The 12,941-nt window shown below is 72.8% G+C and carries 7 protein-coding genes; 2 read left to right on the top strand and 5 right to left on the bottom strand.

Annotated elements, in window-relative coordinates:
• On the top strand, positions 1-3,427 hold a 3,427-nt coding region (locus tag ABD317_RS08485; RefSeq protein WP_344289174.1), incomplete at its 5' end, for a multifunctional oxoglutarate decarboxylase/oxoglutarate dehydrogenase thiamine pyrophosphate-binding subunit/dihydrolipoyllysine-residue succinyltransferase subunit.
• 113 nt (positions 3,428-3,540) lie between these two features.
• On the opposite strand, the gene fxsT is transcribed toward ABD317_RS08485, so the two are convergent.
• The 4 genes from fxsT to ABD317_RS08465 form a co-directional block, all read right to left on the bottom strand.
• A complete protein-coding gene (gene fxsT, locus ABD317_RS08480; protein WP_344289173.1) occupies positions 3,541-6,507 on the bottom strand; it encodes an FxSxx-COOH system tetratricopeptide repeat protein in 2,967 nt (988 codons plus the stop codon).
• A 66-nt stretch (positions 6,508-6,573) separates the two neighbouring features.
• The gene (locus ABD317_RS08475; protein ID WP_344289172.1) at positions 6,574-7,818 is read right to left on the bottom strand and encodes an FxsB family cyclophane-forming radical SAM/SPASM peptide maturase; all 1,245 of its coding nucleotides are present in this window, start codon (positions 7,816-7,818) and stop codon (positions 6,574-6,576) included.
• Between the two features lie 201 nt (positions 7,819-8,019).
• Complete coding sequence (locus ABD317_RS08470; RefSeq protein WP_344289171.1) at positions 8,020-8,229, bottom strand: hypothetical protein; 210 nt, start codon at positions 8,227-8,229, stop codon at positions 8,020-8,022.
• 66 nt (positions 8,230-8,295) lie between these two features.
• Entirely contained in the window at positions 8,296-9,555 is a 1,260-nt protein-coding gene (locus ABD317_RS08465; RefSeq protein ID WP_344289170.1) for a hypothetical protein, read from the bottom strand.
• Between ABD317_RS08465 and ABD317_RS08460 the strand changes: the two genes are divergently transcribed.
• A complete protein-coding gene (locus ABD317_RS08460) occupies positions 9,499-11,652 on the top strand; it encodes an ATP-dependent Clp protease ATP-binding subunit (RefSeq protein ID WP_425582310.1) in 2,154 nt (717 codons plus the stop codon). The two genes, ABD317_RS08465 and ABD317_RS08460, sit on opposite strands and share 57 nt — an antisense overlap.
• A 39-nt stretch (positions 11,653-11,691) precedes the next feature.
• Here the strand turns inward: ABD317_RS08460 and rho are convergent, their stop codons facing one another.
• The gene (gene rho, locus ABD317_RS08455; protein WP_344289175.1) at positions 11,692-12,900 is read right to left on the bottom strand and encodes a transcription termination factor Rho; all 1,209 of its coding nucleotides are present in this window, start codon (positions 12,898-12,900) and stop codon (positions 11,692-11,694) included.
• Positions 12,901-12,941: the final 41 nt, after the last annotated feature.

The raw sequence follows: 12,941 nt of genomic DNA, 5'->3' as shown, positions 1-12,941 counted from the left end.
CGCGGCGGCCGCGCCGGCCAAGCCCGCCGCCATGCCCGCCGCCGACCCGGCCGCGGGTCCCGAGCTGGTGCCCCTGAGGGGCCCGGCCGCCGCCGTCGCCAAGAACATGAACGCCTCGCTGGAGCTGCCGACGGCCACCTCCGTCCGCGCGGTCCCGGTGAAGCTCCTCTTCGACAACCGCATCGTCATCAACAACCACCTCAAGCGCGCCCGCGGCGGGAAGGTCTCCTTCACGCACCTCATCGGGTACGCGATGGTCCAGGCGATGAAGCAGATGCCGTCGATGAACCACGCCTTCGCGGAGAAGGACGGCAAGCCCACCCTGGTCAAGCCCGAGCACGTCAACCTCGGCCTGGCCATCGACCTGGTCAAGCCCAACGGCGACCGCCAGCTCGTCGTCGCGGCCATCAGGAAGGCCGAGACGCTCACCTTCTTCGAGTTCTGGCAGGCGTACGAGGACATCGTCCGCCGCGCCCGGGCCAACAAGCTGACCATGGACGACTTCGCCGGGGTGACGTGCTCGCTCACCAACCCCGGCGGCATCGGCACCGTGCACTCCGTGCCGCGGCTGATGCCCGGCCAGTCCATGATCCTCGGCGTCGGCGCGATGGACTACCCCGCCGAGTTCCAGGGCACCTCCCAGGACACCCTGAACAAGCTGGGCGTCTCCAAGGTGATGACGCTGACGTCGACGTACGACCACCGCGTCATCCAGGGCGCCGCCTCCGGCGAGTTCCTGCGAATCATGCACCAGCTGCTGCTGGGCGAGAACGACTTCTTCGACGACGTCTTCAAGTCCCTGCGCATCCCCTACGAGCCGGTCCGCTGGCTCCGCGACATCGACGCCAGCCACGACGACGACGTCACCAAGGCCGCCCGGGTCTTCGACCTGATCCACTCCTACCGGGTCCGCGGCCACGTGATGGCCGACACCGACCCGCTGGAGTACAAGCAGCGCAAGCACCCCGACCTCGACGTCAACGAGCACGGGCTGACGCTGTGGGACCTGGAACGCGAGTTCGCCGTCGGTGGCTTCGCCGGCAGGTCGATGATGAAGCTGCGCGACATCCTCGGCGTGCTGCGGGACTCGTACTGCCGCACCACCGGCATCGAGTACATGCACATCCAGGATCCGAAGGAGCGCACGTGGATCCAGGAGCGGGTGGAGCGCCCGCATGACACCCCGGAGCGCGAGGAGCAGCTGCGCATCCTGCGCCGGCTGAACGCCGCGGAGGCGTTCGAGACGTTCCTGCAGACGAAGTACGTCGGCCAGAAGCGCTTCTCGCTGGAGGGCGGCGAGTCCGTCATCCCGCTGCTGGACGCGGTCATCGACGCCGCCGCCGAGTCCCGCCTCGACGAGGTCGTCATCGGCATGGCGCACCGCGGCCGGCTCAACGTGCTGGCGAACATCGTCGGCAAGTCGTACGCGCAGATCTTCCGCGAGTTCGAGGGCAACCTCGACCCGAAGTCGATGCACGGCTCCGGCGACGTGAAGTACCACCTGGGCACGGAGGGCACCTTCACCGGCCTGGACGGCGAGCAGATCAAGGTCTCCCTCACCGCCAACCCCTCCCACCTGGAGGCCGTGGACCCGGTGCTGGAGGGCGTGGTCCGCGCCAAGCAGGACATCATCGGCAAGGGCGGCACGGACTTCACCGTGCTGCCGCTGGCGCTGCACGGCGACGCCGCGTTCGCCGGCCAGGGCGTGGTCGCCGAGACGCTCAACATGTCGCAGCTGCGCGGCTACCGCTGCGGCGGCACGGTGCACGTCGTCATCAACAACCAGGTCGGCTTCACCGCCCCGCCGGAGTCCGCGCGCTCCTCGATGTACGCCACGGACGTGGCCCGCATGATCGAGGCGCCGATCTTCCACGTCAACGGCGACGACCCCGAGGCCGTCGTGCGCGTCGCCCGGCTGGCCTTCGAATACCGCCAGGCGTTCAACAAGGACGTGGTCATCGACCTCATCTGCTACCGCCGCCGCGGGCACAACGAGGGCGACAACCCGCAGTTCACCAACCCGCAGATGGTCGAGCTGATCGACAAGAAGCGCTCGGTGCGCAAGCTCTACACCGAGTCGCTGATCGGCCGCGGCGACATCACCATGGAAGAGGCCGAGCAGGCCCTGCAGGACTTCCAGGGCCAGCTGGAGAAGGTCTTCACCGAGGTACGGGACGCCACCGAGACGCCCGCGCCGGCCGAGGTGCCGCCGCACGCGCTGCCCGGCTTCCCCGTCGCCATGGACACGGCCGTCTCCGCGGAGGTCGTCAAGCGGATCGCCGACTCCCAGGTCAGCCTGCCCGACCAGGTCTCGGTGCACCCGCGGCTGCTGCCGCAGCTGCAGCGCCGGGTCTCGATGGTCGAGGACGACACGATCGACTGGGGCATGGGCGAGACGCTGGCCATCGGCTCGCTGCTGATGGAGGGCACCCCGGTCCGGCTCTCCGGCCAGGACTCCCGGCGCGGCACCTTCGGCCAGCGGCACGCGGTGCTCGTCGACCAGAAGACCGGCGAGGACCACACCCCGCTGAACTACCTCGCCCCCGACCAGGCCCGCTACAACGTCTACGACTCGCTGCTCAGCGAGTACGCGGCGATGGGCTTCGAGTACGGGTACTCGCTGGCCCGCCCCGACTCCCTGGTCCTGTGGGAGGCGCAGTTCGGCGACTTCGTCAACGGCGCGCAGACCGTCGTCGACGAGTTCATCTCCTCCGCCGAGCAGAAGTGGGGCCAGTCCTCCGGCGTCGTGCTGCTGCTGCCGCACGGCTACGAGGGCCAGGGCCCGGACCACTCCTCGGCCCGTATCGAGCGGTTCATGCAGCTCTCCGCGCAGAACAACATGACCGTCGCGATGCCCTCGCTGCCGTCGAACTACTTCCACCTGCTGCGCTGGCAGGTCCACAACCCGCACCACAAGCCGCTGGTCGTCTTCACCCCGAAGTCGATGCTGCGGCTGAAGGCGGCGGCGTCGCGGACGGCCGAGTTCACCTCGGGCGGCTTCCGGCCGGTCATCGGCGACGACTCCGTCGACCCGGCCGCGGTCCGCAAGGTCGTCTTCTGCTCCGGCAAGGTCTACTACGACCTCGACGCCGAGCGGCAGAAGCGCGGCGCCCAGGACACCGCGATCATCCGGCTGGAGCGGCTGTACCCGCTGCCCGGCGTGGAGATCCAGGCGGAGCTGGAGCGCTACAGCGGCGCGGCGACGTTCGTGTGGGCCCAGGAGGAGCCGGCCAACCAGGGCGCATGGCCGTACATCGCGCTCAACCTGGTCGACCACCTGGACCTGATCATCGGCTCCGACCCGGTGCCGAACGCCGACCGGCTGCGCCGGGTCTCGCGTCCGTCGTCGTCCTCGCCGGCGGTCGGCTCGGCCAAGCGCCACCAGGCGGAGCACGCCCAGCTGCTCGCCGAGGTCTTCGACCTCTGAGCGCCCGCGGGGTACGGGCCGGCCCGCCCGGTCCGTACCCCCGCGCACAGCGGAAGGGCCCCGCGCTTTGCGCGCGGGGCCCTTCTCGCGTGCGGGTGCGGTCCCGCGCTACGTCACGTCGGCTGCGGCTCGAAGTCCCAGTACGGGCGCTCCCGGCGCCGTGACGCCAGGGTGTGCGGGTGGTCGCTGCCCAGCGTCTCGCTCAGGACTTGCATGGCCTCCCGCTCCACCTTCTTCGCCTCCTGCGCGCGGCGCAGCGACCGCAGGTCGTCCGCGAGCGCCATCATCGCCGACAGCGCCATGGGGTGCTGCGGGCCGAGGATCTCCTTCACGGTGTCCAGCGTCTGCCTGCTCAGCTCCTCGGCGTGCTCCGGTTCCTCGATCCGGTTGCGCGCGGCGGCGGCGTTCAGCGCGCAGCCCAGCGTCCACGGGTGCGCGGACCCGACGGCGGCGGTCATGCGGGTGAGCGCCAGCTCCGCGATCTCGGAGGCCTCCTGCCAGTCACCGGTGGGCCAGAGGGCGAGCCCGACGTTGCCGAGGGTGCCGGCGGTGAACGGGTGCTGCTCGCCGAGCATCGCCTCGTACCGCCGGTTGACCGACTCGGCCAGCTCCCGCGCCCGGTGCAGGTCGCGGTGCTCGCGCAGGAAGGTGGCGTAGTCGGCCTCGACCATCAGGGTCTCGGGGTGCCGGGGTCCCTGGACCTGCGTGAAGCGCTCGACCACCGACTCCATGAGGGTGTCGGCCTCGGTGAGCCGGCCCAGCCGGCGCAGGCACAGCGCGAGGTTGTGCTCGGCGCGGAGGGTCTGCGGGTTGTGCTCGCCCATGACCTGCCGGTGCAACGTGACGCTGCGCTGCTGCCGGGCGTGGGCCTCCTCGTAGCGGCCGAGGAGGCGGAGCATCCATGCGTAGCGGTTGCCGGAGGTCATGGTCTGGTGGTGCCGCAGACGCAGTCGCCGCTCCCGCTCGACGAGCACGTCCTTGTGGATCTCCAGCGCGTCCTGGTACCGGCCCAGCAGGGCCAGGGCGACCGCGAGGTTGCTGCGCACCGACATCGTGCGCGGGTGGTCGGCGCCCAGAAGGTCGGAGTACTTCTCCCGGATGTCGTCGAAGATCTCCCGCGCCGCCTCGTACTCGCCCAGGCCCAGCAGCGCGCCGCCCAGGCCGTTCCTGGCCGTCAGCACGCTGGGGTCCTCCTCGTCACGCACCGGGCGCAGCACCTCCACCAGCCGCCGGCCGGCGGCCTCCGACTCGTGGTAGCGGCCGAGGTTGCGCAGCGCCTCGGCATGCCGGTGCACCAGGGTGATCATCGAGCGGTGCGTGGGTTCGAGCCGGATGTTCCACGGGGCGAGCGTCAGCTCGCACATCCGCAGGGCGGCGCGGTACTCGCCGCGCTGGAGCAGGTAGTCGATGCAGTGCAGGACCAGCTCCTGCACCGCCGGGTCGGAACTCTCCAGCGCGCCGGCCGGCTCCAGGTGCGGCAGCAGCTCGGCGTACCTGCCCCACTCCCGGGTGTCCGTCGGGCGGCGGGGGTCGGCTGCGGCGAGGATCCGGCAGGCGGTCGCCGACATGGAATCCCGCTCGTCCTCGGGCAGGTCGCTCCGCAGGAAGCGGTGGTACAGACGGTGCATACGGACCTTTTCGACCTCGGACTCCGGCGACGGTTCGGTGCGGTAGTCGATCGTCACCGCGGTGGACTCCGACAGCCGGCGTAGCGCGGAGTGCCAGCTGATGGGATCACCCGCCAGCTCCGCCAGATGCCCGGGCAGCTGGTCGCTGCGCTCGACGATGCGGGACACCGGGATGGTGTCCGGGGAGAAGAAGGCGAGCAGGTTGAGCATGGCGGCCGCCGCCGGCGTCTTCTCGCGCATGCCGTTCAGCGTTATCGACCAGCTCGTCAGGAAGCCCATCGGGTAGTCGGAGCCGATGCTGATGCCGACCTTGCCGGGCTCCTTCTCGCGCAGCAGCTCGATGTACTCGGCCGGCGCCATCGTGCTGGAGTCGAGCCACGCCGCGGTCTGGCTCAGCACCAGCGGCAGGTCCTGCACCGCCTCGGCCAGCCCGTCCGCCTCGTCCTCGGACAGCCGGGGGGCGCGCCGGCGGGCGAAGGCCACGCTCTCCTCCCGGGTGAAGTGCGGGACCTCGATCTCCTGGGCGCCGCCGCTCACCGCCCAGTCCCGGGTGCGGGTCGTGATGAGCACGTGTCCCTCGCCCTCGGGAATGATGTCGTCGAGCAGCTCCATTTCGTCGGCGCTGTCGAAGACCAGCAGCCAGCGGCGGTACGGACGGCCGGTGCGCAAGGCGTCGCGGACGCGGCGGACCCGTTCGCCGATGTTGCTGCCGACCGGGAGGTTGAGCCGTACGGAGAGGTCGGCGAGCTGCTCGCGGGCCGTCATGCGGTAGTTGGCGTTGACGAACCAGACGACGTCGTAGTCGTTGCCGAACCTGTGGGTGTACTCGACGGCGATCTGGCTCTTGCCGACGCCGGAGGTGCCGGACAGCGCGATCCGGGCGCCCTGGCCCATGGCCCCGGAGCCGGAGGCCAGCGTGCCGTGCAGCCGCTCCAGGATGTCGTCGCGGCCGGTGAAGCGGTAGTTGCGGCGGGGGGTGTTGAAGATCACCGGAGGGTCGTTGGGGAACCGCGGGGCCCGCTCCGGCTCGCGTTCCGGGGGCACCGGCGTGTCCGGGTCGATGCCGAGCCGGGTGAGGATGCGGCGCCGGGCTTCGACGGTGCCGAGGTCGCGCAGGTCCACGGGCGCGAGCGCCGCCGCCGCGACCGGCATGTTGGTGGCGACGCTGGCGGCGGCGAACCGCTGCCCGTGCTGCGGGATGACCGTCCGCAGCGCGTCGTCCCACTCCTGCTCCTCACGCGGGCCGAGACCGAAGAACCAGTCGTCGAGCACCAGCAGGATGCGGTCGGGCGCCTCCAATAACGCGGACAGCTCGTCCGCCAGCGGGCGGCCGGGCGCGGGACTCCAGCGCAGCATCGCGGTGGGGTGTCCGAGCAGCTCCAGCTGGTGGGCGATCCACACCGCCCAGGGGCGGTTGAACCCCGCGTAACTGATGCTGATGGGCTCGGCCATACGACCGTCTCCCTCCGGTGTCGAGACGGGCCATCCTGGGGGCACAGTATCTCATCTGGTGACCCGTCAGCTCACGCACGGCGGCCCCGCGGTGACCTTCCGCTGCGCCGTCACCGCGGTCGCCAGCCGGCGGGCGGCGTGCCGGATGAGCCGCTCCAGATCGGCGCAGTACACGGAGGGGTTGCGGAACCCCTCGCCGGTCCGGAAGCGGTGCGCGTAGTTGCCGCCGCCGCACACCCCGACCACCGGGCAGCTGCGGCACTGCGCGGACAGCGCCCGCAGACCCAGCTGCCGGGCGGCGATGCCGGGGTGGTTCAGCGCCTCGTCGAAGGAGTTGCGGAAGACGTCGAGGCCGGTGCCCGCCGCACCTTCGTACACGGACTTGAGGGAGTCGATCTGCTCGACGGCGCCGTCGGTCTCCACCACGAGCGCCGTGACCGGCGAGAGACCCACGGCCTCGGTGCCGCTCGGCCGGCCCAGCAGCAGCCCGAGGATCTCGGTGAACAGCCGCACCCGCGGCGACGGCCGCGGCAGGTCCCACCACAGGTCGAAGACCTCGCACAGCCAGTCCCCGTACGGGGTGGGGCCGCGGCCCGGCACGGGGGGCGGCGGCGCGGACCAGTTGGCGTGCGGCAGCAGGAAGTCGACGACCGGCGGCTGAAGGGCGCACAGCGAGTCCAGCACGGCGGCCGGCGGGGCGGTGGCGTCGACCGTGCACAGGATGCCGCCGTGGCTCCCCGGATGCCGGCGCAGCAGCCGGGCCGCGCGCTCCAGCGCGGGCCAGGCGGGGCGGCCGGCGTGGTCGACGCGGCGGCTGTTCAGCCCGGCCGTGCCGCCGTCGGCGCTCAGGCCCACCCGGACGCCGCCGGCGGCGAGCGTCGCCAGCGCGGACTCGGTGAGCAGCGTGCCGTTGGTCTGCACGCCGGCGACGACGGTGCAGTCGGCCGGCAGCGCCGCCCGTACCAGCGCCGTCTGCCGGACCAGCGCGGCGGCACCGGCGAGCAGCGGCTCGCCGCCGTGCAGCTCGATGCGGATGCGGCGCAGCCCGTGGGTGCGTACGTGCTCGGCGATGCGCCTGGCGGCGTGCCGGGTGACCGCCTCCGGCATCCGGGCGGGGCGGTCGCGCCAGCCGCTGTCGGCGCCGTGGTAGACGTAGCAGTAGGTGCACGACAGGTTGCAGCGGCTGTGCACCTTCAGGATGAACTGCCGGAACGGCACCGCCCGGACCCCGGCGGCGCGCAGCCGGTCGACGTCCAGCAGGCGGCCGGGCCAGGGCGCCTGCTGCTCCGCGCCCGTGCCTCCGTAGTCCATGCGGCTCCCCGGTCCCCCCGAGTCCGGACGGTGACGACCCACCGCCCCTGAATGCATGGCGCACTCGTCACACGCGTGAAACCCGGCGGCAGCCCAACTGACTGTTTCTGTACGTAATCTGCCGCAATCTGACCGCCCGGCTTCGTCGGCGGGCTTCGGGTGGCGTGGGCCGGAGTGTGCGCCCTGGGCTTGTGCGGCGCCCTAGTCGTCAGGGCCGTTCTCGAAGTAGGCCGCGGCGTCGTTGCCGGACGGCCAGTTGCGGAGCAGGTGGGCGACGGCTCCCGCGAGCACCGGCGGCTCGCCGCGGGCGGCCACCGCGTACACGTCGACGTCGCTGAAGTCGGGCAGAAGGACGGCCGGGCCTGCGGCTGACGGTGTCCCGTCCGGCTTCGCCGACAGGGGGTTCTCCACGCTGTTCTCCTCCGGAAGGGTGTGAGAGTCCTTCCCCGAACAGTCGTGCAGCGAAACGGACCGGGGTCAGTCCTCGCCTTCGAGCGTGCGGATCTGCTCCCGGGTCAGCTCCGCCCCGGCGCTGTCCGTCTGCTCCGCGCGGTTCCACTGCTCCCAGGCGTCGCGGTACGCCCGGAGCGCCGCCGCCCGGCCCGCGGTCGGCTCCAGCATCTGGCCGCGCCGGTGGTGCGCGCGGGCGGCGTCGGCCGGGTCGCCGGCCCGCTCGGCCAGCAGCGCCGCGCGCCGGTAGCAGTCCGCCGCCCGCTCCTGCCGCTGCCGGAACTCGGTCCGCAGGTCTATCAGCAGCTGCACGTCCCCCAGCTCCAGCCAGGCGTGGGCGCGCACCCGCGGCGGCGCCTCGTCCTCGCGCGCGGCGAGGTCGAGCACCCACTCCGCCTCGTACAGGTCGGTGCGGGTGCCGAACGACTCGTACCGCAGCCGCAGGGACCTGCCGAACAGCAACTGCCGCCGCGGCAGGTCCGGATGGCGCTGCGGCGTCTCCGCCAGCACCTCGCGCAGCACCGGCACCGCCCGGCCGCGCAGGTCGGTGTCGCCGGGAGCGAGCCGGGCGCGGCGCAGCAGCAGCTCGCCGTGCTCGGTCAGCACCTCGCCGTACAGCGCCGCGCCGGGCGGCAGCAGCCTCCGCGCCTCCGCCAGCCACCCGTCGGCCTCGACCAGCAGCTCGCCGTGCCCGCCGCGGGTGAACTCCGCGACCCGCACCTGGGCCTTGCGGCGCAGGCTCTCGGCGTGCAGCCGGTAGTCGTCGAGGGCGGCGGCGAGCCGCCCGGCCCGGTCGAGCGCCGCCAGCGCCCGCCCCGCGCCGGCGTCGCCGGCCGCGGTCGTGTTCGCCTCCGCCAGGTCGAGCAGCGCCTCGCACTCCTGCCGCCGCTGCTCCGGCCCGCCCTCCATCCGCAGCAGGTCGACACCGGTGCGCAGGTCGGCCGCGGCGCGCAGCCCGTACGCCCGCGTCTCGTCTATCGTCTGCTCCGCGTGGGCGCGGCCGAGGGTGACGCGGCCGCGGGCGAGGAACAGCCGGGCGGGCACCAGCTCGTCGTCGGGCCAGCCGGCCAGCAGCTCGTCTATGGTCTCCTCGGCCTCGTGCAGCGCATCGCCGTCGCCGGTCAGCGAGTGCAGCCGGCGCAGCACCTCGGCGAGCAGCCCGCCGCGCTCCTGCCGGGCGGCGTGCGTGGTGGCCAGGGCGCGGCTGCCACGCAGGTGGGCGGCCGACTCGTGGAGCGCCGCGACGGCCTGCTCGTGCTCGCCGTCGGCCGCGCGCTCGCGCGCCACCTCCCACATCACCTCGGCGTACGTGAGCCGTTCGCGCAGCGGCGGCCCCTCGGCCGGCACCGGGGGCGCGCCGCCGCCCCCGGCCGGCCCGGCGCGCAGGGGCAGCCCGGGCAGCAGCCGCAGAGCGAGACCCCGACGCTGGACGAGTACGGCCGCGACATGACCGCCGAGGCCCGTTCCGGGCGGCTCGACCCGGTCGTGGGGCGGGCCGAGGAGATCGAGCAGACCGTCGAGATCCTCTCCCGCCGCACCAAGAACAACCCCGTGCTCATCGGCGAGCCCGGCGTCGGCAAGACGGCCATCGTCGAGGGCCTGGCGCAGCGCATCGAGGCCGGCGACGTGCCGCAGACGCTCGCCGGGAAGCGGGTCGTGGCCCTCGACCTGGCCGGGCTGGTCGCGGGCTCGAAGTACCGCGGCGAGTTCGAGGAGCGGTTGAAGAAGGTCATCGAGGAGGTGAAGGGCGCCGAGCACAGCACGATCCTGTTCATCGACGAGCTGCACACCGTCGTCGGTGCGGGCTCGGGCGGCGAGGGCGCCATGGACGCGGGCAACATGCTCAAGCCCGCGCTCGCCCGCGGCGACCTGCACGTCGTCGGCGCGACGACGATCGGCGAGTACCGCAGGCACGTGGAGAAGGACGCCGCGCTGGAGCGCCGCTTCCAGCCGGTGCTGGTGCCGGAGCCGACCGTCGCGGAGACGGTGCAGATCCTCGAAGGGCTGCGGGACTCGTACGAGGCCCACCACCAGGTCCGCTTCGCCGACGAGGCGCTGGCCGCCGCCGCCGAGCTGTCCGACCGCTACGTCTCCGACCGCTTCCTGCCCGACAAGGCCATCGACCTCGTGGACCAGACGGGCGCGCGCGTACGGCTGCGCTCGATGAATCGTAGTACTGAGGTGGTCGATCGCGAGGACCGGCTGGCGAAGCTGCGCCGCGAGAAGGACGAGGCGGTCGCGGCGGAGATGTACGAGAAGGCGTCGCAGCTGAAGGAGCGGATCGCCGAGACGGAGGCCGAGTTGGCGGGCGTCGAGGAGCGGCGCGAGGGCGTCATGGAGGTGACCGCGGAGGACATCGCCGGGGTGCTGTCCCGCAGGACCGGCATCCCCGTCGCGCAGCTGACGGAGAGCGAGAAGGACAAGCTGCTGAAGCTGGAGGACGCGCTGCACGACCGGGTCGTCGGTCAGGACGAGGCGGTGGTGGCGGTCGCCGAGGCGGTACGCCGCGGGCGCGCCGGCATGAGCGACCCGGACCGGCCGACGGGCTCGTTCCTCTTCCTCGGCCCCACCGGCGTGGGCAAGACGGAGCTGGCGAAGGCGCTGGCAGACCTGCTGTTCGGCGACGAAAACCGGATGGTCCGCTTCGACATGAGCGAGTTCCAGGAGAGGCACACGGTCTCGCGGCTGCTCGGCGCCCCGCCCGGCTACGTCGGCTACGAGGAGGCCGGGCAGCTGACGGAGAAGGTGCGCAGGCGCCCGTACAGCGTGCTGCTCTTCGACGAGATCGAGAAGGCGCACCCGGACGTCTTCTCTGCGCTGCTGCAGGTGCTGGAGGACGGGCGGCTGACGGACGCGCAGGGGCGGACGGTCGACTTCCGCAACACCGTCGTCATTATGACGTCGAACATCGGCGCCCAGCGGATCCTCGCGCATGAGGGGCGCGTTGACGAGATCCGCAGCGACCTGATGGAGGACCTGCGCGCCCGCTTCCTGCCGGAGTTCCTCAACCGCATCGACGAGGTCATCATCTTCCACGGGCTGACCGAGGAGGACCTCTCCTCGGTGGTGGACCTGCTGCTGGACCGCAGCCGGCGGCGGCTGCGCGCGCAGGAGGTGGACCTGGAGGTGACGGAGGCGGCGAAGAAGCGGCTCGTCGCGCTGGGGCACCAGCCGGAGTTCGGCGCCCGGCCGCTGCGGCGCACGCTGCAGCGGGAGTTGGACAACCGGATCGCGAACCTGCTGCTGGACGGGTCGGTGCGGCCCGGGGACACGGTGCTGGCGGACGTGGACGCGGACGGCGGCGAGCTGGTGTGCACGCTCGTACGGCCGGAGGGCTCGCAGGTGTCGGAGGGCGCGCCGGCGGCGCTGCCGGACGCGGCGTGAGGGGCCCCGGCTCCGTACGCCCGCGCGCGCCCGTCCCCGTCACGCCGGTGTCGTACGCCCCAGGCGCAGCAGGAACTCCGCGTTGCCGCCGCTCTCCTTCATCCGCTCCAGCAGCAGCTCCATGCTCTGCACGGTGTCGCGGTCGCCCAGCACCCGGCGGAGCCGGTGCAGCAGGGCGACCTCGCCGGGGGCGGCGAGCAGCTCCTCGCGGCGGGTGCCGGAGGCGTGCACGTCGACGGCGGGGAAGATGCGCCGCTCGGCGAGCGTGCGGCTCAGCCGCAGCTCCATGTTGCCGGTGCTCTTCAGCTCCTCGAAGTAGTAGTCGTCGGCGCGGGAGCCGGTCTCGACCAGCGCGGAGGCGAGGATCGTCAGGGAGCCGCCGCCCTCGATGTTGCGGGCGGCGCCGAAGAGCTTCTTGGGGATCAGCAGCGCGGAGGCGTCCACGCCGCCGCTGAGGGTGCGGCCGCCGGCGCCGGCGCTGTTGTTGGCGGCGCGGCACAGCCGGGTCAGCGAGTCCAGCAGGATCACGACGTCCTGCCCGGCCTCGACCATCCGCTTGGCGCGCGCCACGGCCATCTCGGCGACGGCGACGTGCTCGTGGGCGGGGCGGTCGAAGGTGGAGGAGACCACCTCGGCGCGGACGGAACGCCGCATGTCGGTGACCTCCTCGGGGCGTTCGTCCAGGAGCACGACCATGAGGTGGCACTCGGGGTGGTTGACGGCGATGGCGTCGGCGAGGTGCTGCAGCAGGATCGTCTTGCCGGTCTTGGGCGGGGCGACGATCAGGCCGCGCTGGCCCTTGCCGACGGGAGCGAGGAGGTCGACCACGCGGTTGGTGAGCCGGCCGGCCGGGGTCTCCAGGCGCAGCCGCTCGGTGGGGTGGAGGGGGACGAGGTCGGCGAAGCGGGGGCGGCGGGCGGCGGCCTCGGGGTCGAGGCCGGCGACGCGGTCGACGCGGGCGAGGGCGGGGGCCTTCGACCGCCGGTCGGCGGCGGCGCCGCGGTCACGGCGCCTGCCGTTGCCGGTGCGGGTGCCGGTGTCGGTGTCGGTGCCGGTGCCGGTGCCGGTGCCGGGAGCGTCGTCGCGCTTGGCATCAGCGCCGCGGGCCGGCAGCACGCCGCCCGCCACGAGGTCGCCCTTGCGGAGGCCGAAGCGGCGTACGAGGTTCGCGGGCACCTGGACGTCGTCGTCGCCCGGCTGCAGGCCGCCGACGCGCAGGAAGCCGTGGTTGCCCACGGGCTCGAACACCCCGGCGACCGCCGGGAGTTCGGACGTGGCCCGGACGGCGT

The sequence above is a fragment of the Streptomyces synnematoformans genome, from assembly GCF_039531005.1.
Classification (GTDB): domain Bacteria; phylum Actinomycetota; class Actinomycetes; order Streptomycetales; family Streptomycetaceae; genus Streptomyces; species Streptomyces synnematoformans.
This window is presented reverse-complemented; position numbering and strand designations above follow the sequence as displayed.